Source organism: Bradyrhizobium sp. B097, assembly GCF_038957035.1.
In the GTDB taxonomy this organism is placed as follows: domain Bacteria; phylum Pseudomonadota; class Alphaproteobacteria; order Rhizobiales; family Xanthobacteraceae; genus Bradyrhizobium.
Genome location: NZ_CP152412.1, coordinates 7500317 through 7526154 on the forward strand (window position 1 = coordinate 7500317; position 25838 = coordinate 7526154).

The following is a 25838-nucleotide window of genomic DNA, read 5'->3' on the forward strand; positions in this document are numbered from 1 at the left end:
GGCTTGTGGCATATGTTTCGTCGTCCGCAGATCGAACGCGTGGACGTCGAGCCGAAGATCGGAACAATAAAGCCGGTGGAGTGAGCAGGCACGGCTTGTTGTGCGGCCCGCCCCGTCATCGATGCACATCTTCTCTCTCAAAAGCTGTGTCGGCTGTAGTGGCTCAAGGAGAGGTCGCCAAGGTTTGCCTTTGGTCGTTGCCCGGCAGCTCGAACGCCGGCCCAACTTGCATCACGGAGCACTGGCCGCTCCTTGTTGCATGAATGCGGGCACAACCGGACGCACATCCGATATCGCAGTCTGAGGGAGATCGATGGATCACAGCGAGAGCCCGCGTTTCCGACCGAAGCTCCAATCTACGCCGGCAGGACCGGCGATGCCGTTCACCTGGCGCCCCAGTTCGCGCTCTAGCGTCGGTATCCAGGGCACGAGCTGAAAGCCGAGGCCGTTGTCGATCATGGCAAATCGGCCTGAGGCAAGCGACAGCCTGTGACGATAGATCCCCGAAACGGATTCGCCTGCATCGGCAGGCAAATGCGCCAGTCCGGTTTCGGCGGCTAAGCGCCGGCCTACTGCTTCGAGTTCGCGGCCGCGAAGCGTCTCGATCAAGTTGCGGCCGAGCGTCACCTTGTCTCCCGACCGGCGTGCGAGCCCCTGCCCTGCTAGTATGTCGATGCGCCGATCAAGCGCATGTCGCACCTCGGAACCAAAGCCGGCGCGCGAAAGCCGGGCAGAGTCGCGCGCCACGAGCTGCCGGTCGAGCCAGGTCGCGCCTTCCGCCGCGACCTGCTGGTCAACAGTGAGCTCGGAGCGCACTGCAAGCGCGATCCGTGCTCGGCCATGCCCGTCTTCGAAGCGCCGGAGTTCCACAAGGCCGCCGATCGGTCCATCGCCAGTCGCTTCGATGCTGGAAAGTTTCAGGTGATGCACGCGTCCGTCAATACCGTCGACGATGGCAAACGCTGAGCCCCTAAGCTCGTCGTCGTGTCCCCGAGCGATGAGACGACCGATGACGGGCTCGGCGTGGCGCTCGCCTTCGAGCGCCCAGGATGATGGTGGGCGTGCCGCGCCATCCTTCGCGAGGCTCTTGTGTAGCCGCTTGATGATGTCGCCGCGCTCGCCGAGCGCGCGCAATCGAGTCTCGGCGTTGGGAGCGAGCACCCAGCGAGCGGGCCCGGCAGGCTCGGCCAGGCCCAGCCGTTCCAGCGTCCGCATCCGGCCGATCCGAAACTCCCGCAGTGGGTCGAGGCCGGCATCCCGGCTCGGCCTCAAATCGATGACCCCGTCGGCAGCCCCCGCTTCCCGGGCGAGTCCGCGATCGAGCCTGGTGAGACGTTCGGCCGTCAAATCCGCTTCGAGCTGGCGGCGGATCTCGAGCTCCGAGCGCAGACCAAGCTCGCGGGTAACGAGCTCGCCAGCGCGTGCCCGTAATCCCGTTGAGACATACTCACGGCTAATGACGAGGTCCTTTCCGTCATCCGCCTGCCCCCGCACCAGAATGTGGATATGCGGGTGCTCGGTGTTCCAGTGATCGATGGCAACCCAGTCTAGCCGAGTGCCAAGGTCCTGCGAGGCCTGGTCCATGAGCTCGCGGGTAAAGTCGCGCAGATTGGCGAGTTTACCGGCATCGTCGGGCGAGACGATGAACCGGAAATGATGCCGATCACCTTCACATCGGTCGGCGAAAGTACGACCGTCGGCATCATCTCCCGCCGCGTCAAACAGTTTGCCGCGTGCCCCGTCCCGGGTAACCCCGTCGCGCTGAAGATAGCCAATATGAGCTCGCAGCGCGCCCGGCGAGCGCATCCGGCGGACCACACGCGCCTTTACCATAACCCCGCGGGTCCTGCTGTTGAGCAGACGGTTGGCGGCAAGGCTCGCCGCACGGCCGCGCCCAAACTTGCCGCCACGGCTGCTGGCACCTTGCGAAATACCGCCAGCCTTCTGGGCAGCCTTGAGCGCCTGCGCCAGAAACGGTCTTGTCCGCGGCGCACGCGTGGAGCGGATGCGGCCCGGACGGATGCGGAAATCGTCGTCACCAGTCATGTAGTGCTCCTCAGGGTGTCGAAAGCTGAGCGAGACCAGCGCGTTATTCAAATAGGAAAATTGCGCGCGATATTCGCAATGTTCGCAGCAGCACTGGAATTTGCTGGTGTTCCATGCCCGACCGACCGGCCGCACCTTGCGGCTTTTATCCTGCCCTCCCCCGTCGCCTGGTCCTTCCCTAGTGGCCACCGCGCTCAAAGCTGCGAGTACTTTCGACAGCATGCGAGGACATGCGATTACTGTCATCGCGACTGTCGCTCGCCTGAACGACGCACAAACAGATCCGCCGCGCGAGGTAGAAATGCGGTTGCGTGTGCGCGAGGCGTGTCTTTGGGCAAGCTCAGTGATTGCTCAACCGATGTGGATGAGCCGTTAACGAACGAACTGTCGGATCGACGAACAAACACGGTCGCCTGTCGCCAGTCGACTATTCGTGTGATAACCGCGCTGCCACGCTCCAGTTGATCTATGCCAAGCAACGGTGCAAGACGCTGGACGTAGGCTTGTGTTTCATCCGGAAGCGGTCGCCCCAGTGCCAGGTGCTCTTCATACCGCTTCGGTCCTGCATTGTAGGCCGCAAGAAAACCTGCTGATCCGAATCGATTCAGCATCTCGCGAAGGTATGCCGTACCGGCAAGAATGTTGTCGTGCGGATCAAACGGATCTAGGCCGAGACCATATCGAACGCTCAGCTCGACCCAAGTCTGCGGCATGATCTGCATCAATCCGAGGGCTCCGCGCGCCGATATGGCATTCGGTTTGCCACCGCTCTCGATCTCGATAACTTCCTCGATCCAGTGTTCCGGGATTCCACATCGATGCGAGGCTTCGACGATCGAGGATGTGTATGGTGTGATGGAAGCCGGATTCGACAGGCGCCTCGCTTGTGCACGTGATGCGGGTTCCGCGCCGCCGGCCCAGGGCAGTCCGCCCCTCAGAAGGGCGCCGAGACAGCAAACAATAATTAAAGACGGCAACCGACGCTTTGTCTTCGGGCAGAAAGCGATTTTGATTCGATCTTGCGACATGCGAGAGTACCGGTCGGGCCGGTCGGGCCTGTCGATCGTTGTCGATATCGCCGGAACGAAGGATGAGTATTGGCACGAGCAAAACAGCTTGATGACAGACCAATCGAGGAAGTTGGACATGATCACTCCTCACCGGTCCACACCGGAAGCGCCTGCCCAATCACTGCGGATCGCGCGATTGGCCCGAAATAGCGGCCATCGAGTGAGGCTGTGGACTGCCAGTTCATGAGAAACACTTCGTCTTGGGCGATGACGCGGCAGCCCTGCCAGACCGGTAGTGGTCGTCCGCGGCCATCACGCTCGCGTGCGCGACCCACCTCGATATTGTCGACGGCAATGGTGAGCCCGGTTCTGCAGACTGTTTGCCCCGGCAGCGCCAACACGCGCTTCAGCATCGGAACCCCGCTCGGCAAATAGCCGTTGAAATCAAGAAAGCTGGCCAAAGGCTCCGGCGGACGAGCAGCCACAAGCTCGGTGACCCGCAGCGAGCGGAGTTCTTGCAAACGATAGAGCCCGATCGGAACGCTTTCGGACGCGTTCCAGATGTAGACTGGCGTGGTCTGTTGACCCGCCGACATGATGAGAGCCACAGCCCCGATCGCTGCCAAAATCGTAGCGGGCCGCCGCATCAGAGTGCTATCCTTCGCCGATTAAGCCAGGCTTGGTGGCGCGAGCGGGTGTATGTCCGCGGGTTTTCGTTGACAGACACGCGGTTGTGCACGTGATGCCAATATTCGGGAGCGGCGTCGGCTGGATTAATGCCGAGCGCTTCCATGGCCTCGATCAAGTGCAGCACGTGCTCGACTTTGGGCCAGCCAGATAGCCGTAGAAGGCTGTCGCCGCCGGGGTTGATGCAAGGAACTGTCGAGTATCGCTGTCCCGGTGCGACCGCGCGCAAAATGTCGATCCGAGACAGCACCGCCCCAAAGTCATTCGACGTCCAACGCACGAATGCGAAGATGCTGCCGGGCGCAAACGAAAGGACGCGCCGATGACCGTCAATGATCTTCTCCGAAGCGGCACGGCCAAACCGGACCCGGTTCTCGATGCGCTTCTCGAGCCACAACAGCTCAACAGTGGTGTGGTTGCTCACCTGGCGGCCTCCGCTTGGTCGAGAGAGGTATGAAAGAAAGAAGTCGATGCTCAGCCGCCGGCGCATCGCAGGTGCCGTTTTGCGAATGGCAGAGCGATCGTGGGGAAGAATGCGGGGGCATCGGCGCTGTGGAGCGCCCGCATCAGGTCTCACGGTTAGAGCCGATGGGCACAGATCCGTTAGAAAGAATCCGAAGGATTCCCGGTTAGCAGAGTTACGGCGGCGCGAAGTATCCGCGTGGCAATGGTTTAGCCGCGCTTTTAGTCCCCAATAGCACGAGGGTCCGGTCCCCGATGGCACGAGGGTTCTGGTCCCTGATAGCACGAGGAGATTCACAGCCTATCCACCGCTCTGGAGAGGGCGCGGCGCTTGTGCAATCGTCGGGTGAGCGGCTCCCCGGAAGCCGGAGCGAAGTTCAGTCGCTCTCCGCCATTCGGGTCGTTTGTGATGAGAAGCTGATACCCCGGCAAGGTTTGGCGACGAACGATCTGATGCAGATCGTAAGCGAAGTGCTTGAGCGGCGAAAGGGTACCCGACTTGGCGTGCAGGTGCGCGAGATCAAAGCTCCAGCCACCACTTTGACGGCCGCCGTGCTTGCGCACGAGACGGTAGAGCCACCGTTCCAATCCCCCAGTCAAATCGAAATATGCGCGGTCGATGGTCAGGACGAGCGCGTCATTAAGAACGCCGGTATAAAACCAGTCGGGCAGTATCAGCTCCAGTCCGCGGGGCTGGCCGTGCACATCGGCTGTCTCTTTCCATTCATTGATCCACGAAAAACGATGCGCTCGTCGTTCCGTTGGCTGACGGATTGACGTCAATACGGTGGTCGATTGTAGCCGATCGAGTGCAGCTTTGAGGCGGTCGTAGTCGCGCACGCTAGTGCCGCGACCGACGAATGTCAGGATCTCATATGGCGTAGCGGCCATCAGCCGCGATGTCTTCAGACCGGCGTCGCGGGCCTCGACCACCTGTGACGCAGCCCAGATCAGAACGTCCGCGTCCCAGATGGTCGCCATGCCATGTTCAGGCACTGCCTCGACTCGGATCGCGATGGTTCCTGCCTGGAAGGCGATCGGCACAACGCGTTTTGACTTTGCCAACGAGAAGAACGGGTAAGCCATCAGATCTTGCGCATCGCGGGGCGCCAGGTCGCCGGGAATGGTACGGAACAGATCGAGTTGGTCGCGCTCCGAGTAGCGCTTTCTGTGAGGAGACAAGTTGCCGTCCGACATGGTCAACGTCGCTCCTTGCCTGCATACGGAATGGGTGTGTGGCGTTTGGCCGGCAACACCGATCCTGCGCCTGGATCGCTCGTCGACGTCTTGGCTCCGCGGTCAACCCACGCTTTGAGATCCTCAAGCGAATAGACAACGCGGCCGCCGAGCTTGCGGTAGGTCGGGCCCGTGCCGTAGGTGCGGTGTTTTTCAAGCGTCCGGCCTGACAGACCCAGAAAGCGCGCAGCTTCGGGAGTTCGTAGGTATCGCGGCGGCAAGCCGGCGTTCGGGTCGAGCATTTTCGAGCCTCAGTGATCGTCTGGAGCGCAAGCGAATGGACTTGCGTGGCGGCGGTCACGATGGCGGAGCAGAAGCCCTTAGGGGGATGCCGAACATGCGGGGACGCTTTTCGGTACCCCTGCCCTATCTCTTGCGAGATATTGGCCGAAACAATGCGCGATGGCCGCCGGGCACCAGCGCACGGCCGGACTGCACCAGCTGTCAAACGCCATGCGAAGGCGCGGCAACACCACCTCTTCTGACGCGCCTCACCGAGAATGACGAACCGCTCGTAAGAAAGTTCGGAGTACGTGCGGACGGCTTCCCGCACGAACTTGGCGGCGTCTTCGTCATTCTCAGGTAGCCGAATGCCCTATTATGCGCGCGGTTCGGTCGGCGGGCTCCGGCCGAAAGTACCGGACCGGGCCGGGATCAACGCGGGCGATGATGCTCGCCGAACGGCTCGATATGAAAGCCTGCTCCCGCCCGGCAACGCTCGGCTCCTCGATTTGGAGCACGATGCGCGACAGATAAAAGGGGGCGAGATTGTTCTCGGGTTCTTCGACCGCGATGAGGGTCAGGACCGGCAACGGGATGCCACCGGCCTGGAATGCAGCCCTGGCGGAGCCGTCGGCGATCCGGCCTTCGATGTCGAGGGTCGCGGGGTCATCGCGAGATGGAACAACGAACGTTGGCCGTCGCTCAGATCCTCCAGCCCGCGGTCGCGCCCTTCCTCGTCGGGATGAAACACGACCTCAACCTTGCGGATGACCTCTTGGAAACGGAGGTCAACAGGCCGGAACACTGGCTTTGTGCCTGTGTCAGCGGTGTGCACCTGCCGCCAGCGCCGCTCCACAGCCTTGGACACGAAACCGACGGCCGCCTCGGCGCCAAAGGTGCATTGAGGCGTCCGCCCGCGTCCAAGAGCCGTCGATTTTTTCCCCGGTTTCCCGCCACCGATCAAGGACAGAGGGTCAGATGGGATAGAATTACGATTTTGTTAACCGCACGGCCCCCTGGAGATATTGTAATCTTCGTGCTACATAATCGCCAAATCTGTAGTGCGAAGGTGACAAATGCCAACCCCACACAATCCCCCTGCCGCCGTTCGGCGAGCCATGCGCAAGCTCGGCGCGGACATCCACGATGCCCGCCGGCGCCGGCGGCTGCCGATGGCGGTGGTGGCCGAGCGCGCCTTCACGTCGCGCTCGACCCTGCAAAGAGTCGAGGCTGGGGACACCAACGTGAGCATTGGCATCTATGCGGGCGTCCTTCAGGCGCTTGGTCTGCTCGATGGTCTGAGCAAGATCGCCGACATCAGCAACGACAGCATCGGACAGGCGCTGGCCACCGCCGAATTGCCCAAGCATGTCCACCTCAAACGCAAGACCCGAGCCTCACGAGATGGCTGACTTCGAGGTGCATATCGATCTGGGCGGCCACACGCGTCCTATCGGACTGGCGAGGAGCAATCGCGTTCGCGGCGCGGAGACCATCCTTTTCGAGTATGACGGCTCATGGCTCGACGACGCTGACCGGTTCTCGCTGGAGCCAGCCCTCGCCCTGACGCGCGGCACCTTCGTTCCCGCTGCCGGCCTCGCGACTTTCGGCGCCATCGGCGACTCCGCGCCCGATACCTGGGGCCGCCGTCTCATGCAGCGCGCCGAACGCCGCCTCGCCGACCGCGCAGGCCGTGCCGTCCGCACGCTTGCTGAAAGCGATTACCTGCTCGGCGTCCCCGACGAGACGCGGCTCGGCGCACTCCGATTCCGCTGGGTCGGCGAAGACACCTTTCAGGCGCCGATCCGCGGCGGCGTACCGGCCCTAATCGAACTCGCCCGGCTTCTCCAGATCACCGAGCGCATTCTCCGGGACGAGGAAACGGACGAAGACCTTCAGGTCATCTTCGCGCCCGGCTCCTCCCTTGGCGGCGCACGGCCAAAGGCATCGGTCATCGACCAGCACGGCAACCTCTCCATCGCCAAGTTTCCAAAAGAGACCGACGACTACAGCATGGAGACCTGGGAGGAGATCGCGCTGCAACTGGCCGGCCAGGCCGGCATCGCCACCCCGCAACACGAACTCATCGAAGTGGCCGGCAAGGCGGTCATGCTATCGCGACGCTTCGATCGTGACGGTGCGACCCGCATCCCCTTCCTGTCCGCGATGGCGATGATGGGCGCCAAGGACGGCGAGCATGGCAGCTATCCGGAGATTGTCGACGCTCTCGCACAGCATGGCGCGCAGGGAAAGACCGACGCCCATGCCCTCTATCGGCGCGTCGTCTTCAACGTGCTGATCTCCAATGTCGACGACCACCTGCGCAATCACGGCTTCCTCTGGCTGGGAAAGGCCGGATGGTCACTGTCTCCGGCTTATGATCTCAATCCCGTGCCAACCGATGTGAAGGCGCGCGTGCTGACCACAAACATCGATCTGGACGAAGGCACCTGCTCGCTCGACCTGCTTGAGGCCGCGTCAACGTACTTCGGGCTGACACTGGCGCAGGCCCGGACGATCATAAGGGAGGTCGCAACGGTCACCGCCACATGGCGCAACATCGCCAAGGCAATCGGCGCCCGGCCGGCCGAGATCAACCGCATGGCAAGCGCGTTTGAGCACGACGATCTTCGGCGAGCGCTGGCGCTATGACCAGAACGTTCCTTCACAGCTTTGATCCACCAGCGGCAAGTCCTGTCGCTTACGACACCGGCGAGCCCCCTACGAGCTATTGTCGATCTCAGACTCGAAAGCGTCACCGACATTGTGCCGCAGTTTGTCTGAGATCACGCACATCAGAGTTCGACTGGCGCTCACTGGAGTCACATGCTCAAGTTGGTAGGCCGAGAATTTCACTTGGCTACGGAAGCAGAAGCGCTTCACGCAGGAAAATTCGCCGAGGCTCCGGCTTTACTCAGCATTATATCGGCGGTTTGGAGCGTGGACGACGCAATCCGGCGGTGGTGACCTTGTCCGAACTCGCCAGTGCGTTAGATGCTAGCCATGTCGACCTTATCTCGCCTGGTGAAAATTTTGCAGCCGGCCCAAAGCCTAAAGCGAAAACCATCGCCGTCGTGGACTTTAGATTGATCGTCTGGCGCGCCGCCTTGCTGTTGGCTGAAGAAGGAGCCCCGCCCGAGTTGCGCGGGCGGGGCTTTGATGGTGTGTCACTCGCCGCTCTTGCGCGGCCGCGACCAGAGCAGGTTGTAGCCCTCGCCACCTTCATCGTCGAACAGGTTGGCGTAGATCGGTGCGTTGAACGAGGGATCGTCGAGCTTGAGTGAGAGGTAGTCGCGTCCTTCTTCGGAGCGCTTCGCCCAGGCGGCCCCGATTTCCGCGCGGCCCACATAGATGCGGTGACTGGGAGCGTTGTCGTTGGAGCGGTTGGTCTCGGCGACGATGCGGACGCCCTTGGCCTGCAGGCTCAGGGTGATGATCTCGCCCTGGAAATCGTTGCCGACCTTCTTGAAAGAACCGATGTTAGCCATGTCACTTCTCCTGTTGTGTTTCGAGCCCGCGACCACCGCGGCCTCGATGGCGATCTAGAGGCCAAGGACGATCGGCGACGCACCCGCTGTTGCGGGCCGGAGCGCAGCGGAGGACGCCGTTGTGGCGACTTTCTTGTCTCGCGAGGAATGGGCGCAGCCCAGGGGAAGAAAGTCGCATCAACGGCGTTGCGGCTCAGACGATCGAGGCGAAGCCGGTCTTTGGCCAGATCCAGCCATCAACGAGGCCACGTGCGTCCGCGTGCTCAACCGCAATCTCGGGAGAACGTGGCGTAGCTCGGTTGTGCTGAGCAAGAGGCCCGAACGAAATCCGGCAGAAAAAGAAACAATCTGCAGCAAAGGGCGGTATTGTCTCCGAGGAATAACCAAGACACGCGGCTCCGCCGCGGCTGAGTGGGCTAGCCGAAATGCTTGCGGTTGGTGGAAGCGCTTCGAAGAGGACTGCCCCACCCCGTTCAGGTCCCGATCATCCCTCGTTTCAATGCGCCGATCTATGCCAACCTGTTCGATGATGAAGGCGGCGAGCGATCATCCCCGCGCCTGGCGCCCGTAAGAATTGGTCGTGAGGGCCTGCCCACCAGCCCGGCCTGCTCGAACGCGCCGGACTCCGTAAATGCGGTCAAGCGCACCCACGACGCGCCGCCGATGTAAAGCGCCCCCAGGCAAGCAAACACCTCCCGCCAGGCCAGCGAAGGCACCCCGATCTGGGACAGGGCCGACACAACATGGTAGCCGGCAACAGCGGCTGGAACTGCGAATGCGCTCGCGATAGCGAAACGCAAGGTCAAGGATCGAGTGCTGGCGACGGCGGCCTGACCGAAGACAAGCGCCATCGCGCCGCCGGCTGTACCGATAAGCAATGCGCCGGCCACGCCGGCGCCGCCTTGTAATGCCGTCGTCCCGATACTCAGCGCAAGAAAGAACGGCAGGGCATGCACCGCGAGCGCGAAGATCGCCCAGCAGAACAAACCGATTCCGAGTGTGTTGAGAACAAGCCCAAAGGCGAGCATGGTGGTGGCTCCATGTGCATGGATTTACCCATCGCGCCTTCCACCACCACCATGGCGCAAATCCGCTCTTAGAGCCGAAACGAGGCGGAGTTGCGGCGCCTGCAACTCCGCTTTGATGCCAAGGGCGAGCAGGCGGCGCTCACGCGCCGCCGAACCTCCAGACAGGGATGCCGAGCCGCTTGGCCTTGTCGGCGAGGTTGTCCTGGATTCCCGTACCCGGAAAATGCATGACGCCAATCGGCAGGAGTTCGAGCATCGCGTCGTTGCGCTTGAAGGGTGCGGCCTTGGCATGTTTCGTCCAGTCGGGCTTGAAGGCGATTTGAGGCACTTTGCGATTGTTCGCCCATTTGGAGGCGATCAGTTCAGCGCCTTTCGGGGAGCCGCCATGAAGCAGAACCATGTCGGGATGTTTGGCGTGGACCTTGTCGAGGCGATCCCAGATCAGGTTGTGATCGTTGAAATCAAGCCCCCCGGTGAGTGCAATCTTCGGTCCTGGAGGTAACATGACCTCGGTCTCGGCGCGGCGCCTGGCGGCGATGAAGTCACGGGAATCAATCATCGCTGCGGTCATCGTGCGGTGGTTCACCAGCGATCCCGATCGGGGACGCCAGGACGAGCCCGTGTGAGTTTCAAAGCGTTCCAGGGCCTGGTCGCGGAACAGTTCCAGGCAGTTGCGACGCTCGATGAGCGTGAGACCTTCGGCCGTCAGGCGCTCGAGTCCGACCGATTGCACCTCGGAGCCGTTTTGCTCAAGCTGGCTCTTGCGCTGCGCCTGTTCGTTGTCGTCGAGCTGGCGACCGATGCGGTCGACAGCGCGATGGAACAGGTTGACGGTCGACCAGAGCAGATCGTCAAGGTCCGGCTCAAGCCGAGTATCGCTCAACGTGGCAACCAGGGCATCAAAGATGTCCGCGACGGCGCCGGCGATGATCCGGCCCTCGGGAAGGGGCCGTGGATCTGGTTGGTCGTCGAAGGGGCGATAGCCGTAGAGTTGTAGCTCGGCGAGAACGTGATCGGTTTGAGATGCGGCATGCGGCGGTTCGATGTCGTCACGGTCGGTCATGGCGGGGAATCCTTTGCCGGAAGCGGCCGCGCCCATCGCGGCCTTCGTGGCGATCACTCAGACGGCGGGCGGAACGGGCCAGAACCCGATAGGGCCGAAGCGGCAGCGGAGGATGGCGCAGCCCGGCTATTTTGCTTCGCGATGCAAAGCGCGCGGGCCAGAAAGAATAATGTGTCTTCTCATCGCCGGCGCGCGGCGGAAAATAGCCGGGCGCAGCCATTGCCGGCCCGCACCCGCCTGCCGTCCGATCGCCCTCTAGAAGGCCGAGGTCGTGTCCTCTTCCGGCATTGATCCTCTCGCGACCGACAACGACGACGTCGAAATGCCGGAGCTATTACGCGACCACTGTCCACCAATGCAGGAAGCGGACGACGTCCTCTGGTACGAGTTGAAGCCACAACGCCGCTCGGAGGCTCTCAAGACCGCAGATGTGCAGATCTTCGTTGAAGTCCCCCAGCCGGGGCGATAGTACGACCGCTTCGATGCCGGCGTCTTGCGCACGCCGGGTGAGGGTTGCCTGCACAGCATCTCCGGCGGCGTCGGCATCGCGGGCGATGTAGAGCCGACGCAGGCCCGACGGCAGCAACATGGCTGAAAGGTGATTGGCCGACAGCGCTGCAGCCACGGGCAAGGCCGGCAATGCGTAACGCAGCGATAGCATCGTCTCGATACCCTCGCCGGCCGCGAGCACGTCGTCCACCACGCCGAAGCGAACGGCGTTGCCGAGCAGGTCGCCCATGGCGCGTCGTGGCGTGTCGATCGGAGCCTTGCCGAGCCGCACGCGATCAAACCCGGCCGGGTCAAGCCAGGTACGGTGCACACCAGTGATCCGTCCAGCGAGGTCTGTGACGCAGGCGATCATCGCCGGCCAGGTTTCGGCCGGCAAATGCTCGTCCGGCCGATAGTAGCAACGAGGATGGAAGCGGAGACTTCCGCCATGGTGGATGCGGGCTATTCCGCGACGCCGCAAATACCTTTCAACTACCGTTCCGTCGATTGGGCGCGACATCGCAAAGAGCCGTCGGGCGGCTTGCTGCGATCCAGTCGACGCACGCGAACGCATGGGTTTCGGGGCCGATTTCTGCTCGCAACGAGGCAGTTTCAGAAACCGCCGCGCTTCCTCGGCGACCTCGCGGAAATCGCGGAAACTCCGGCATTCGCGGATGATGTCGAGGAGATCGCCATGCTCCCCGGTTGCGGCATCGGTCCACTTGCCGGCGGCGCCCTTCGGCGATTCCAGGAGCCGCACGAACAATGAACGGCCCGGGGTGTTGTGGACGTCGCCGACCACCCAGTACCGCCCCGCCCGCTTGCCGTTGGAGAGATAGTGTCGACACACCGCCTCGGCCTCGCGCGCAAGCCGGCGTGCCAGTTCGGAAGCATCGCGAGACATCACGCGGCCTCCCGATCACTGATGCGCGCAACAGGATAGGTGCCGAGCACGTTCGAAAGGATCTCGACGCCCTTCCCGTCCGCGGGCACGAACATCCGCAGCTTCCAGGAAATGATCTCCCCAAAGAGGCCGTAAGCCCGGAGGCGATCGCGCATCGTATCGTTGAATCCCGACAGCTCGATGCGGTACGCGCCCATGACCCGAACGCGGCGAAGCTTAAGTCCTTCCGCGAGATCAATGACGGTCCGTCCCTCCATCAGCGCGGCAAAGGCAGCGTTGGGCGTCAGCGCGGGCGCCTGCGCAGCAAGGAGATTTGCGACCCAGCTAGCCGAAACCTTGCGACCGATGATGCGTTCGCCGGCATCAGTCTGAAGCCGATAGACGCGGGTCGATTCGTTCGGCAGCCGCTTCCAGATGGGTAACAGCAGGCCCGCCACGACATGGAGCGTGCTTTCCGTGAACTCGGGAATCTCGGCAAGCTCCGCTAGCCAGGCCGCGGCAAAGCATTGATGGTCCGCCTGGGCCCAGTGGCTTTCCGTCATTATGCCCAGAGGGACCGTGTGCTGCTCCATCGGCCGGATCAGGCGAACGCGCTGTTCGATGTCACCGTCGTCGAGCATCACGCTGGCCGCCGGGACCTGCACGGCGGCGCGCGCCGACCGCTCATTGACCAGCAGGACAGCACAGCGATCGGAAAGACGATCGAGAGCGTCATCCAGCCGCATAGGATGGTTCCGCTGACGCTGGATGATCGTGAGCAGCCGGGCCTCGGCGCAGGTAGCCGGATGGATATAGATCGTCCGCCGGTCGGTAACGACAAAGCTCTCGGCGCGGAGAGTTTCCAGCCCGACATCATAGGCGCCGGACGCAACCGCACCCTCGATCCGAGCGGTCAGGAGCTGCTCGAAAACGGTGAACAGGATATTCTGAAGCTCAACGGTAAGCGCGAGCAATCTGTTCAGGAAGGTCGTGATCGGCGGCAGATCATCCCTGAGCCCATTGGCATCGGTCAGCTTAAGGCCGGTGGCATCCTCAAACCTTTCGAGCGAACATCCTTCGACCTTGCCCCGCACCAGCAGCGTGTAGAGTTGGCGCAACGCATCGCGCCCGTACGGGCTTTCGAGATTGTCCTCCGGCCGGAACAGGCCCTGCCCCCCGGTCTGGCGCTGACCGCGGGTGATGGCACCTAGCGTGTCGAGCCGGCGGGCAATGGTGCTGAGAAAGCGCTTTTCGGCCTTCACGTCGGTTGCGATGGGACGAAACAGCGGCGGCTGCGCCTGGTTGGTCCGGTTGGTCCGGCCGAGCCCCTGGATCGCGGCGTCGGCCTTCCAGCCGGGCTCAAGCAGATAATGGACGCGCAGGCGACGGTTTCGGGCCGACAGTTCGGCGTGATAGCTCCTTCCCGTGCCGCCTGCGTCGGAGAACACGAGAATGCGCTTCACATCATCCATGAAGGCCGAGGTCTCGGCGAGGTTGGCCGAACCGGCGCGGTTTTCGACCACGAGCCGGTCGCCCTTGCGGACGACGCGTCGCGAGCGGCCGGTCACTTCGGCGACCATGTCGGCGCCGAACCGCTGCACGACCTGGTCGAGCGCGCCGGGTACCGGCGGCAGCGAAGCGAGCTTCTCGATCAGACGGTCACGGCGGGCGACAGCTTCTCGACTCTCGACCGGCTGGCCGTCACGGTAGACAGGCCGGGAACAGAGATTGCCCTCCGAGTCGGTGAAAGGCTCGTAGAGCTGAACCGGGAAGGAATGGGCGAGATAGTCGAGCACATACTCGCGAGGGGTAATGTCAACCTGGACGTCGCCCCAGTCTTCGGTCGGGATCTCAGCGAGCCGGCGCTCCATCAGCGCCTCGCCCGTTGAGACGATCTGGATGACGACCGCATGGCCCGCTGCGAGATCGCGCTCGATCGAGCGGACCAGCGAGGGCGTCTTCATCGAAGTCAGAAGATGACCGAAGAAACGCTGCTTGGCGCTTTCGAAAGCGGATCGCGCTGCCGATTTCGCCTGCCCGTTGAGCGTTCCGGTTTCGCCGGTGATGTTGGCGGCCCGCATCGCCGCGTCGAGGTTGTTGTGGATGATGCCGAACGCATCGGCATAGGCGTCGTAGATGCGAACCTGCTCCGGTGTCAGCTGGTGCTCGACGAGATCGTACACGACGCCCTCGTAAGAGAGCGAGCGGGCCGCGTAGAGCCCAAGCGCCTTGAGATCGCGCGCCAGCACCTCCATGGCCGCGACACCACCATCCTCGATCGCTTCGACGAACTCGGCCCGCGTGGCGAACGGGAAATCGGTGCCGCCCCAGAGGCCGAGGCGTTGGGCATAAGCGAGGTTGTGCACCGAGGTGGCGCCCGTGGCCGATACATAAAGAACGCGCGCGTTCGGCAAGGCGTACTGGAGCCTCAGGCCTGCGCGTCCCTGCTGAGAGGCCGCCTGGTCACCGCGCTCGCCCTTGCCGCCGACCGCATTTTGCATGGCATGGCTCTCGTCGAAGACGACCACTCCGTCGAAGTCGGAGCCCAACCATTCAGCGATCTGCCTGACACGCGAAAGCCTGTCGCCACGCTCGTCGGTTCGCAGCGTAGCGTAGGTGGCAAAAAGGATACCTTCCGAAAGCCGAATCGGGGTGCCCTGGCGAAACCGCGACAAGGGCGTAACAAGCAGGCGCTCCATGCCGAGTGCCGACCAGTCGCGCTGCGCATCTTCGATCAGCTTGTCGGATTTGCTGATCCAGACCGCGCGGCGGCGGCCCTTGAGCCAATTGTCGAGCAGGATGCCGGCGACCTGCCGCCCCTTGCCCGCCCCGGTGCCATCGCCGAGAAACCAGCCGCGGCGAAAGCGGACGGCATTCTCGGCGTCGTCGCGCGCGGCCGCTACAACGTCAAACGTCGGGTCGACTGTCCAGGAGCCCGTGAGAAACTCGGAATGCGCTTCGCCAGCATAGATGATGCTCTCGAGCTGGGCGTCCGACAGAACTCCATCTGCCAGCAGCCCCGGAGATAGGTGCGGACGATAGGACGGTTTCGGCGGCGCAACGGAGGCCATCGCCGCGGACTGCACGAGCTTGGTCGGATGGATGCACGATCCGGGAATACGAATCGACTGCAACGCATATTCCTCATAAAGCGCATCGGTCAGGCGGGCGCCTTCCGGCGGCGACCATTCGATCGTTTCGTACGCAAGCTCTACGCGTTCTGGTGCTGTGCCTTCGGAGGTGGACGATGAGCGTGGTGCAAAGGCACCAGCCGATCGTGACATCGCAGGGCGCTTAATGACGTCAACCAGAACCGGCGTGGAGACAGGCTCCCGCGGAGGCACATGCTGGGTCACCCAATCAAGCAAGGTGGCGACATCGCCTGCGTTGCCTTTCGAGGCGGGAAAGACCTTCGGATCTGAGGCAGGCAGCTTATCGATCACCAGCAGCCTTGTGTCCGTCTGAGTTCCGTGCCTGGCGTAGACGGCGCCGTCGATCGCGGCAGAAAGCACCACCCGCCCACGGTCCTGAAGCCGAACAAAGGCGTCTCGCCATGCCGGATTGTCCGGCGCGAAGGTTGCCCCGGTGATGGCGACGAGACGTCCGCCGTCGCAAAGGCGAGCCAAGGCTGACCCGATGTGCCGGAGAGCCGCGTCCGCCATCCGTTGGTCGACATTTGGCATCGCCGAGAACGGCGGATTCATCAGGACGACGCTCGGTACGACACTCGCATCGAGATGATCATCGATCTGGGCCGCGTCGAACCGGGTGACTTTACCGTTGGCGAAGAGATGATCGAGCAGCCGCGCACGGGACTCGGCCAACTCGTTCAACGTCAGAGCGCCGCCCGCGAGCTCGGCAAAGATGGCGAGCAAGCCCGTCCCCGCAGAGGGCTCCAGAACGCGGTCGCCGGACGTAATGCCGGCCGCGGTGCATGCGGCCAGCCCGAGCGGGATCGGCGTTGAGAATTGCTGAAACGCCTGACTATCTTCGGAACGGCGCGCATGTGTCGGCAGGCAGCTCACGATTTTCGTGAGCATTGGCAGCATCGCGGCCGTCGAGCCAGCCTTGGCGCGCATGGCCGGGCCAAACTTGCGAAGGAACAGAACGGTTGCCGCCTCGCAGACGTCATAGGCGGTCTTCCAATTCCAGGCGCCGGCCGCGTCTGAGGCGCCGAAGGCAGCCTCCATTGCGCGGCGCAGGACGCCGGCTTCGATGCGCCGGCCGCGTTCCAGCTCGTTCAAGAGCTGTCGGGCGGCCCTGATGGCGGCGGAGGTGATGCTTGCAGCGGCACGCATCGAGAGCGGTGCGGCGGAGGCGCCGCCGGCGAGAGATTCGGGCATGGCAGGATTTCTTTCGGAGAGCGGGAATGGGCGAACCATCAGGCGCTCTCCTTGATCCCGACGGCTCAAACCCCTCCCGGCCCGGCTCTCCCTCTGAGCCCTCGGCCATAAGAATGGGGACCGGCGCTGCACACCGGTCCCCAAGCAACTGCGGGCTGGCCGGAGCCATCCCGCTCTCTTATGTCACTCGGCCGCGTCGAGCTGTTCCGGCTCGTCGTCACCGGCATTCTCCCGATTCTCGGCGTCGCCAAGGAATTCGGGCAGCGGGTCCGCTTCACCCTCCTCTTCCGCCAGCGATACGGTAGCGTCGGTGAGACGCAGCGGCTCCGGCAACCAGCCCGAACCATCGAGAAGACGCTCGGCCTCCTTGGCCATGTCGGCCTTCTTCAGGTGCTCGATCAACTGCGCAGAAGATTCGTCCCTTGCTTCCCGCACGGCCTCCAGAATGCGAGGCTTGGTGACCCGACCGAGATAGTTGTCAACGGTCGGTCTCCAGCCAGCTCGAACCATGTCGAAGTCGACGGCGCGCGCCAGCACATCGGCCTGATCGAGACGGGTCTGAACGCCATGGGCGGAGATGCGGCCCTGATTGGTGCGGTTGGCCGGCTCATGGACGGCATTGACCGCAAATGACGCACAATGAGCGAACAGCGACGCTTGTGCATCACCGTCGAGGGCGGTGAGCGCATCCCAGAGATCGTTCTCGCCCTGTGGCAATCGTGCCTTCCAGGACTCGTGCCGTGCCTCGACGGCCTTCGCGGACGCGCTTTCCCTCAGGCCCGGGGCTTGAGCGGGGAAGGTCGGCGTACGAAGTCCGATCTCAAGGCAGCTTCCGGATGACGCGAACCGGTAAAAGGCCGTCAGCACGAAGTTGTGCAATACTGCCTGGAACGCGATCGCTGGACTTTCTGCCAGCGCATCCCGCAACGCCAGCGTACGATGCGCCGTCAGCTCGGTAATCAATCGATCGGGCAATGGCCTTGTCACATCGTCATCATCCCCGTCGGATTCGACCGGGCTACCCGCGACCGAGACCACGGTGCGCGGACCGGAAGCACCGACCTCGCGTCCCTCGGTCGATGACGTATCGGCGCTCCGGCTGACGTCAGGATCGGTTGCCGGAAGGTCGTCCTCTGGCCGGACGTAACCGCGGTCCACTGAGAGGCGTCCTTCGGAATCGATACTGACGAAGACGCCAGCGCGGACAATCTCCGCCGGATCGTAGAGCACCGACCTATCTTCGAACGCCATCAGTGCCGCCTCGATTTCGCCGAGACGCTGATCGACCTCGTCGGGCAACTCATCGGCATGCTGGTAATCGGATTCAAGCTTGGCGTGCTCGGCGTTGAGAGCGTCGATGGTGGCATTTTCCTCAGGTGAGAGATCGACAGGTTTGCCCTCGATTTCTCGCAGACCATCAGTGTGACCGTAGGGAAAATCGCGCGCCACCGAGATCCACTTCCAGCCTTCCGCGGCAACCGTCTCGGCTTCGGCCTTGAGTTTTTCTGTCACCAGGCGGTCGAGCAAGGCGACGTCTTGGAGCCAGCCGCCATTATCGTGCTCGAACAGGTCCCGCAAAACGCCGCCGCCAGCCTGCTCATAAGCATCCAGCCCAACGAACTGCGCGCGGCGATCGGACGCGCGCACGGCATTTTCGGTCAGCATTCGCCGGATCTGATAGGGCTCGTCATAGCCAGATCGGCTGACGTTCTCCCAGACCTGCTCCTGTCTGGCGTGGTCGGCTGTAACAGAGAAGGCCATGAGCTGCTCCAGGGTCATGCCATCTTCGGCATAGACGTCGTGCAGCTTTGGCGACACGGACGCCAGCCGGAGTCGTTGCTTCACGACGGCCGGCGTCACGAAGTGCCGAGCAGCGATATCCTCCTCGGACAACCCGACGCCACTCAAGGTCTGGAAGGCTCGGAACTGATCGAGCGGATGAAGCCCTATCCGCTCGTCGTTCTCGGCGAGCGAGTCGTCTTCAGCGATGCCCCCCTCACGCACGACACAAGGAACGGCCTGCGTCTTCGCCATGCGCTTTTGCTTCACAAGAAGTTCCAGCGCGCGAAAGCGCCTGCCGCCGGCCGGCACCTCGAACATGCCGGTTTCATTGCCTTCCTTGTCCACAACCGCTCGCACGCTGAGACTTTGCAGGAGCGTACGCTGCGCGATACTTTCGGCGAGTTGCTCGATCGAAACCCCCGCCTTGACGCTCCGAACGTTCGACTGGCTGAGCACCAGCTTGTTGAACGGAATGTCGCGCGAGGGCGACAGGGTGATCTTCTGGACAGACTTCGTCATGTCGATTCTCCACGACGGGCGGCCGGGAGCCTCTCTCTCGGCCTCCAACCCGTCGCGAAAGACCGCGGCTCCCCTCTCACTCTCTTTTTCGAGGTGACCGGCGAGAACTTCACGCCGCCTCCTGCTCCGCCCCCTCCGTCGTCGTGTCGACAACGGATCCCGGCAGGAATCCAAGAAGATAATCCGCAACCTTGCTGGCCTGTGATGCGGCACGCACAATCGCCCGATTGTCCTCTCGCAGCACGTCCAGCCAGCAACCGATATAGTCCGCATGCCGCACCGTCGGCGCAATACCAAGCGAGGCGCAACTGAACGCCGACGATATCTCTGCGACGAGTTCCTCGAAGGCGTACTTCCTGGTGCCGTAGCTGCCCGACAAGTCACGGTTGAGACGCGACGGATGGCCGCTGGCATGCGCCAACTCGTGCAAGGCCGTTCGATGCCAGTTGATCGGCTCGAAATAGGCTTGCGGCGGCGGCACCTGCACATAGTCTTCTGCTGGTACATAGCAAGCGCGGTTGCCGCCGATCCGGAAGTTGATACCGGTTGCCTTGATGAGCTTTTCGACCCGCGGCTCGATCAGACCTGGCGGCGGGGGCGGCGCCGTCATCGCGACCTCCGGAGGCAGATTGTCGCACTGATCGGTATTAAAGACCGTGAAGCGCTTGAGGAATGGAATGGCCTGCGCTTCGTCACCTGTTTCGCTCGCTCGCCGCTTTTCCTCGGCCGGTACAAAGCGGTCGGCATAGACGACGGTCGTGCCGCGCTCACCCTTGCGGACGTGGCCGCCGAGCGACAGCGCCTGGCGGAACGTAAGCCAGCTCTGACCTGTAAATCCGCGTTCGGTGGCAGCGCCCCAAAGAATTAGAACGTTGATGCCGCTATATTGACGACCGGTCGTGGCGCTCTTCGGCATGGCCAGGGACGCGTTCGCCGCCGAGGTACCCCAAGGCTGCACCCACGGCACTCGGCCGGCCTCAAGTTCGCGGATGATCTTGCTGGTGATCTCATCATAAAGGCTCGTCCGGTCTTCACCGGTGCGCCGTTGAAGATAGCGTCTCGACATCGCGAGTCTCCGCGACGGGCGCCGCAAGCCTCTCTCGCAGCCCATAACCCGTCACGTCAAAACCCGCGCGGCACTCTTACTCTCAGCCTCCAAGGGAGAGAATGCGAAATCTGCGACGCAGCCCGCCTACCGTCCGATTCTTCATGGGATTTGGCCTTGATAGGTGCCGAGGGCCGCAGGCCCCGGCCAGGCGTGCGCCAACGGCGCATCGCCTCAAGGATATGGCACCCGCAGGAGCGTGAGCATAGCGACGCCGAAGGCGGCACGCGGGACCGAGTGCAGCGACGAGACCGGTTAAGAGGGTACCCGGGAACGGGGCAGTGATAGCGACGCCGTCATACTTGATGACGGCGGGACCCTTTCACGAGTGCCCCCGGCGAGGAGCTCCGCAGTCCTGCGCGAGGGATCAAAGCCGGACGGCCCAGACGCAAAGCGGCTGGGTTCACGAGAGCCCGATGCGGCGGCAGCCGCACGCGCACAAGCGGACGAATCCTCCAGTCAAAGAGTCTAAACTTCCTCGCGCGCGTTCGTCTGCGCGTCATAGATCCTGATCTGAAGCCTGGGAAAACGTCTCTTGAGTTCTTCTCCACCTGCCCTGGCGCCGTCTCTGGTCGCAAATTCGGTTTTGAGTCGACCGTCAACTTCAAGCGCGTAACCAGAGGTCGGCAGTTTACGGGTAGCTGCAACCATGTCATTCCCATCATTCAGTGAGGTGGCTGGAAATGATGGGTAGCGTGAGTCGCCCAACCCACGCCAGAGCCGCCTGCGAAACTGTGGTGATCGGCCATCGGACGTTTGTGGATTGACACCCGACAGTCGACTCCATCAAGGACGGGCATTTGCATCGTCCGAACAGGCGGACGGGTTTCCGCTTGCCCGGATGCATGCACGATAGAGCCAGGGCTCGACGTAGCTGCCCTCCCAGAGTCCCTGGCCGGTACGCTCAGCTTCGCGCTGAGCTTCGTGATATCTGCCTTTTGAGTATTACGAGGGATCGCCACAATCTTGGGTGCGGCCGATGCCGGCAAAGGCACGCAATTTCGACTTATTCTCCGCCCTCGTAGAACAGTTCCAACGGCAGGCCGACCAGCGCCTTGCCGATCCAGTCGCGCGCGATGACATTGGACGGCCCCATCGCGATCGCCGCGCGCGCGTCGCGATAGGCACGCTCGATCGGGCCGCGGTGATAACCATACCCGCCCGTCACCGTCAGCGCCGCCGCCGCAACCTTATTGGCGACCTCAGCGGCGTGCACCTTGAATTCGGTCAACGGAATCAGGATTTCGCTTTGCGGCTTGCCGGCGCGCCAGAGCGCGTCGAGCTTGCCTGCGAGCTCGTTGCGCCACGGCCGCAGCGTCTCGACCAGCACCTTGGCAGCGCCGAGCTCCTGGCGGATCGCCTGATAGTCGGAAAGGCTCTTGTTCCTGTCCTTGTGCACGAAGCTCGTGGTGTGGGCGACCGCCGCGTTTAGCGCGCCGCGGGCGACGCCTTCCCAGACCGCCCCGAGCCCGATCAGATAGACCGGCGAAACGCCGTCATAGATGATTTCCTTGCCCTGCCCTTCGGCGCCGAGCCGGTCGCGTTGCGGCACAAGCACATTGCTGTAGCGGATCGGGCCCGAATGATTGGCGCGCACGCCGAGCGCATCCCAGGGACGGGACTCGATGCCCTCCGCGTTGCCATCGACGATGAAGAAGATGATGTCGGCCTGGTCCTTGGCGCCAGGCGTGCGGGTCTGCACCACATAATAGTCCGCCTGGCCCGAGCTCGTCGTGAACGATTTCTCCGCATTGACGCGATAGTCGTCGCCGTCGCGCGACGATTCCGAGAGATTGTACCACCAGTGACCGCCGGTGGCGCGCTCGCTGGTCGAGTAGGTGCCGAGCAGGCTGTCGCTACTGGCCTTCAGCCAGCGTTCCTTCTGATCGGTGTTGCCAAACAGGTTGATGGTCTGCGCCGCGCCGACATGCATGACATAGACGAGGCCGGTGGATGCATCGGCCTGCCCGATCCGGTAGGCAGCCTCGGCAAAATCCGAATGGCCGAGGCCGAGCCCGCCGAACTGAGGCTCGTTCAGCACGCCGGTCCAGCCGGCTTCGGCAAGCGCGCGCAGATTCTCGCGCGGAAAGCGGCTCTCGCGGTCGTTGCGGTCGGCATTCACTTTCACCGTCGCATCGATGGCGGCATCAAGCCTGGCGTATACGTCGTCGTCGATCTTGCGTGCGAGATTGTCGTTGGCCATGGTCATTCTCTCCGGGTTGCAGTCATGCGACAGCCTCTGTCGGCTGCCTCCGGCTCTGATCGCCTTGAGACGATCCGCCGAGATAATGTGTCTTGATGTCGGCGCGCTGGCGCAGCTCGGTGGCCGCGCCGGCCAGCACGCTGCGGCCGTTCTCGAGCACCACCGCGTAATCGGAAAAGCGCAGCGCCACCGTCGAGTTCTGCTCGGCGACCAGGATCGACAGCCCCTGCTCGCTGTTGAGCTGCTTGAGCGCGCGAAAAATTCCCTCGACGACCAGTGGCGCCAGACCCATCGATGGCTCGTCCAGCACCAGAAGCCGCGGACGCGACATCAAGGCCCGGCCGATCGCCGTCATCTGCTGTTCGCCGCCCGAGGTCAGACCGGCGAGCGAGCGGCGATGCTGCTTCAGGTGTGGGAACAGCGCGTAGATGCGGTCGAGATCCGCTGCTATCTCCGCCCGCCGCGCATCGCGCCCCATCGCGCCGGTGATGAGATTTTCTTCCACCGTCAGCGAGGCGAAGCAATGCCGCCCCTCGAGCACCGGCACCAGACCGGCGCGCACCAGCGTCGCCGCCGAGGTGCCCGCGGCGTCGCGGCCGTCGAAGACGATGCGGCCCGCGGTGATCTGGCCGCGGCGGGCGGCGAGCAGCGCCGAGACCGCCTGCAGCGTGGTCGATTTGCCGGCGCCGTTGGCGCCGAGCACGGCGACGATCTCGCCGCGCTGCACGGCGAACGATACGTCGCTGACCGCGGCGATCGCGTGATTATAGGTGGCGGCCAGTCGCTCGACTAAGAGCAGGGTTTCATTCATCTGTTGATCCCTGGCGTTGCAGGCGCGGGAGCCAAAAGCGCTCCCGCGCCTGTCGCAACATCAGTTGCTGACCGCTTCGTCGCCGGAGGTCCGCACCTTGATGCCATGCTCCTTGGCATAGGCGGCCGCGGACTTTTCGATGATCGGGCGCAGGAAGGCCCAGTCCGGCGCGATCCAGCCCGAGACCACCTTCCATTTGCCGCCGTCCCACTGCTGGAACGTGACGCGGCCGTCGCCTTCATGATTGTCCCAGGTGACGTTGATCGAATGGAACAGATCCTTGGCGCCGAGCGCCTCGACCCGCGCTGGATCGAGCTGGAGGTGCTCAAAACCCCAGCGCACCTCGTCACCGGTCAAAGTGCGCTTGCCGAACTTCGCCTGCGCGATCCGGATCGCCTCGACATTGAGGATGCCGTTCACGATGCCGAGATTGTGGTAGACGCTGCCGATCCGCTTCTTGTCGTCGAGATTGCCCTTGCCGGCGCCGTAGACCGTCTTGATCACCTCCTGCAGCACCGGATATTGCTCGCCGGAGGCCTGCGTGGTGATCGCGATATAGCCCTTGGCGGCGTCGCCGGCCGGGATCACGTCTTCCTCGGAATTGGACCAGACGTTGCCGATGATATGGTCGGCGGGAAAGCCGACCTTCTGCGCGGTCTTCAACGCCACCGGGTTCATCACGCCCCAGCCGCGCAGCACCACGTAGTCAGGCTTCGCGCGCCGGATCGACAGCCATTGCGACTGCTGCTCGTTGCCGGGATGCGGCACCTCGATCTGCTCCAGGCTGAACTGATACTTGTCGGCCAAGAGCTTGTAGATCGGGATGGTCTCCTTGCCATAGGGCGAGCCGTGATAGAGCACGACGAGCTTCTTGCCCTTCAGCTTGTCGACCCCGCCCTCGCGGCTCGCAATGTAGTTCACGATTCCCGAGGTCTCGCTGTAGGGATTGAGCAGCAGCGGGAAGACGTAGGGAAACACGCGGCCGTCGGTCGAATCGGTGCGGCCGTGATTGATGGTGATCAGCGGCACCTTGTCCCTGGTGATACGATCGATCATGGCGTAGGCGATGCCGACCGACAGCGGATTCCAGGCGGCGACGCCGGGCCTGCCCTTCAGCCGCTCATAGACCTCGACGCCGCGCTCGACCTCGTACTGGGTCTCCCCTTCGTCCCAGGTCAGCTTGACGCCGTTGACGCCGCCATCGCGGATGTTGATCAGATTGAGATAGTCGATGAACCCGCCGAAGAAGCCGGTGCCGCCGGCCGCATAGGGGCCGACCCGGTAGCTTTGCAGGGGGAAGAACTGCTCGTCGGCCCGGGCCGCCGGTAGCCCGGCCAGCACCGAGGCAACCGCCGCGGCGAAAGCAAATTTCAGAACTCTCGACTTAATCATCGTCAGCTTCTCCAGTGGTGCGAAATGTCATGTGTTCCGAGCGGCGACTTGCCGCGTGAGGGCGGTCCAAAACCGGTCCCAGAGCGCGATCAGGCCGCGCGGTTCGGCAATCAGGAACGCGATGATCAGCGCGCCGACGACGATGCGCTGGCTCATCTCCAGAACGCCGGAATCGAACACGCCGCCGAGCAGGGCCGCGCCGGCGCGCGACAGGATCAGCGGAAACACCACGATGAAGGCGGCGCCGAGAAACGCGCCGCGCAGCGAGGCCAATCCGCCGATGATGATGATGAACAGGATCTGGAACGAGTGATCGAGATTGAAGCCGGCCGGCTCGACCGTGCGCAGATAGGCGAAGGCCCACAACACCCCCGCGATACCGATCAGGAACGAGGAGACGCCGAAGGCCAGCAGCTTGGTGCGCAACAGCGGCACGCCGATCACCTTGGCGGCGAGCTCATGATCGCGCACCGCGACGAAGTTGCGGCCGCTCTGTGAGCGCAATAACCGCAAGGTCAGGAAGGTCGCTGCTGTCACGACACTCAGCGAGAACACATAGCGGCCGGCCGGGCTGGTGAACGACAAACCAGCCACGTGCAGGACCGGGGCATCGATCACGCCGGACGGATTGTCGTTGGAGAACCAGCCGAACTTCGTGAGCGCCCATTGCACGAAGAATTGTGCGGCCAGGGTCGAGACCGCGAGGTAGAATCCTCGCAGCCGCAGGCTGGGCAGTCCGAACACGATGCCGATCGCGGCCGCGATGAGGCCGGCGAGCACCAGATCGACGAGCAGCGGCAGTTCGGGCAGCCGGAGGTGGAGATTGTAGGTGGCATAGGCGCCGACCGCGAGGAAGGCGGCGGAGCCCAGCGACACCTGGCCGGCATAGCCGGTGAGAACGTTGAGCCCGACCGCGGCGAGCGCCAGCGCCAGAAACGGCGTCAACACCGCATCCAGCAGGTAGTCGGAGCCAAAGAACGGGATGACGCCAAAGGCGATCACGGCTGCGACGGCAATCGCGATGGTCTCTACGCCGGCGCGCTGTGCTGTCGAGGTTGCTGCGCGCATC

General features: G+C 63.2%; 20 protein-coding genes and 1 pseudogene. 2 read left to right on the plus strand and 19 right to left on the minus strand.

What is annotated here, in order from left to right; translation table 11 throughout:
• Positions 1-318 precede the first annotated feature (318 nt).
• The 7 genes from AAFG07_RS34400 to AAFG07_RS34430 all read right to left on the minus strand — a co-directional run bounded on the left by AAFG07_RS34400 (position 319) and on the right by AAFG07_RS34430 (position 6253).
• Positions 319-2046: a DUF3363 domain-containing protein gene (locus tag AAFG07_RS34400; protein WP_342729328.1), complete on the minus strand. Its 1728-nt coding sequence runs from the start codon at positions 2044-2046 to the stop codon at positions 319-321.
• Between the two features lie 242 nt (positions 2047-2288).
• Complete coding sequence (locus AAFG07_RS34405) at positions 2289-3194, minus strand: lytic transglycosylase domain-containing protein (RefSeq protein ID WP_342724134.1); 906 nt, start codon at positions 3192-3194, stop codon at positions 2289-2291.
• A gap of 2 nt (positions 3195-3196) precedes the next feature.
• Positions 3197-3652 (minus strand): S26 family signal peptidase, encoded by a 456-nt coding sequence (locus AAFG07_RS34410; RefSeq protein WP_342729329.1) that lies wholly within the window; start codon positions 3650-3652, stop codon positions 3197-3199.
• A 50-nt stretch (positions 3653-3702) separates the two neighbouring features.
• Positions 3703-4167 carry a DUF2840 domain-containing protein gene (locus AAFG07_RS34415; protein WP_342724135.1) on the minus strand — a complete coding sequence of 155 codons (465 nt, stop codon included), beginning with the start codon at positions 4165-4167 and terminating at the stop codon, positions 3703-3705.
• A gap of 332 nt (positions 4168-4499) precedes the next feature.
• On the minus strand, positions 4500-5402 hold the full coding sequence (locus tag AAFG07_RS34420; protein WP_342724136.1) for a replication initiator protein A: 903 nt from the start codon (positions 5400-5402) through the stop codon (positions 4500-4502).
• A gap of 2 nt (positions 5403-5404) precedes the next feature.
• A complete protein-coding gene (locus tag AAFG07_RS34425; protein ID WP_342724137.1) occupies positions 5405-5683 on the minus strand; it encodes a helix-turn-helix domain-containing protein in 279 nt (92 codons plus the stop codon).
• 336 nt (positions 5684-6019) lie between these two features.
• Entirely contained in the window at positions 6020-6253 is a 234-nt protein-coding gene (locus tag AAFG07_RS34430; RefSeq protein ID WP_342724138.1) for a hypothetical protein, read from the minus strand.
• Positions 6254-6739: 486 nt separating this feature from the next.
• On the opposite strand from AAFG07_RS34430, the gene AAFG07_RS34435 reads away from it, so the two are divergent.
• Both AAFG07_RS34435 and AAFG07_RS34440 read left to right on the plus strand, forming a co-directional pair.
• On the plus strand, positions 6740-7075 hold the full coding sequence (locus AAFG07_RS34435) for a helix-turn-helix transcriptional regulator (protein ID WP_342724139.1): 336 nt from the start codon (positions 6740-6742) through the stop codon (positions 7073-7075).
• Positions 7068-8315, plus strand: coding sequence for a HipA domain-containing protein (locus AAFG07_RS34440; RefSeq protein WP_342724140.1), 1248 nt, complete (start codon positions 7068-7070; stop codon positions 8313-8315). Before AAFG07_RS34435 ends, AAFG07_RS34440 begins: the two co-directional genes overlap by 8 nt.
• Before the next feature lie 515 nt (positions 8316-8830).
• Here the strand turns inward: AAFG07_RS34440 and AAFG07_RS34445 are convergent.
• The 12 genes and pseudogenes from AAFG07_RS34445 to AAFG07_RS34500 all read right to left on the minus strand — a co-directional run bounded on the left by AAFG07_RS34445 (position 8831) and on the right by AAFG07_RS34500 (position 25837).
• Positions 8831-9151 carry a DUF736 domain-containing protein gene (locus tag AAFG07_RS34445; protein WP_342709596.1) on the minus strand — a complete coding sequence of 107 codons (321 nt, stop codon included), beginning with the start codon at positions 9149-9151 and terminating at the stop codon, positions 8831-8833.
• 509 nt (positions 9152-9660) lie between these two features.
• Positions 9661-10179 (minus strand): hypothetical protein, encoded by a 519-nt coding sequence (locus tag AAFG07_RS34450; RefSeq protein WP_342724141.1) that lies wholly within the window; start codon positions 10177-10179, stop codon positions 9661-9663.
• A 139-nt stretch (positions 10180-10318) separates the two neighbouring features.
• On the minus strand, positions 10319-11242 hold the full coding sequence (locus AAFG07_RS34455; RefSeq protein ID WP_342724142.1) for a DUF2493 domain-containing protein: 924 nt from the start codon (positions 11240-11242) through the stop codon (positions 10319-10321).
• A 334-nt stretch (positions 11243-11576) separates the two neighbouring features.
• Positions 11577-12635: a toprim domain-containing protein gene (locus AAFG07_RS34460; RefSeq protein WP_342724143.1), complete on the minus strand. Its 1059-nt coding sequence runs from the start codon at positions 12633-12635 to the stop codon at positions 11577-11579.
• Entirely contained in the window at positions 12635-16957 is a 4323-nt protein-coding gene (locus AAFG07_RS34465; protein ID WP_342729330.1) for a bifunctional class I SAM-dependent methyltransferase/DEAD/DEAH box helicase, read from the minus strand. The genes AAFG07_RS34460 and AAFG07_RS34465 overlap by 1 nt, the downstream gene beginning before the upstream one ends.
• A 183-nt stretch (positions 16958-17140) precedes the next feature.
• Positions 17141-19258, minus strand: coding sequence for a ParB/RepB/Spo0J family partition protein (locus AAFG07_RS34470; protein WP_342724144.1), 2118 nt, complete (start codon positions 19256-19258; stop codon positions 17141-17143).
• A 109-nt stretch (positions 19259-19367) separates the two neighbouring features.
• Positions 19368-20324, minus strand: a complete 957-nt coding sequence (locus AAFG07_RS34475; protein WP_342724145.1) for a zincin-like metallopeptidase domain-containing protein — start codon at positions 20322-20324, stop codon at positions 19368-19370.
• A gap of 825 nt (positions 20325-21149) precedes the next feature.
• A pseudogene (locus AAFG07_RS34480) lies at positions 21150-21308 on the minus strand (thermonuclease family protein); the annotation flags it as partial.
• A gap of 61 nt (positions 21309-21369) precedes the next feature.
• On the minus strand, positions 21370-22566 hold the full coding sequence (locus AAFG07_RS34485; protein ID WP_342724146.1) for an acyl-CoA dehydrogenase family protein: 1197 nt from the start codon (positions 22564-22566) through the stop codon (positions 21370-21372).
• A gap of 22 nt (positions 22567-22588) precedes the next feature.
• Positions 22589-23377, minus strand: a complete 789-nt coding sequence (locus tag AAFG07_RS34490; RefSeq protein WP_342724147.1) for an ABC transporter ATP-binding protein — start codon at positions 23375-23377, stop codon at positions 22589-22591.
• A 60-nt stretch (positions 23378-23437) separates the two neighbouring features.
• On the minus strand, positions 23438-24775 hold the full coding sequence (locus AAFG07_RS34495; RefSeq protein WP_342729331.1) for an ABC transporter substrate-binding protein: 1338 nt from the start codon (positions 24773-24775) through the stop codon (positions 23438-23440).
• A gap of 21 nt (positions 24776-24796) precedes the next feature.
• Positions 24797-25837, minus strand: coding sequence for a branched-chain amino acid ABC transporter permease (locus AAFG07_RS34500; RefSeq protein ID WP_342724148.1), 1041 nt, complete (start codon positions 25835-25837; stop codon positions 24797-24799).
• Between the last annotated feature and the right edge of the window lies 1 nt (position 25838).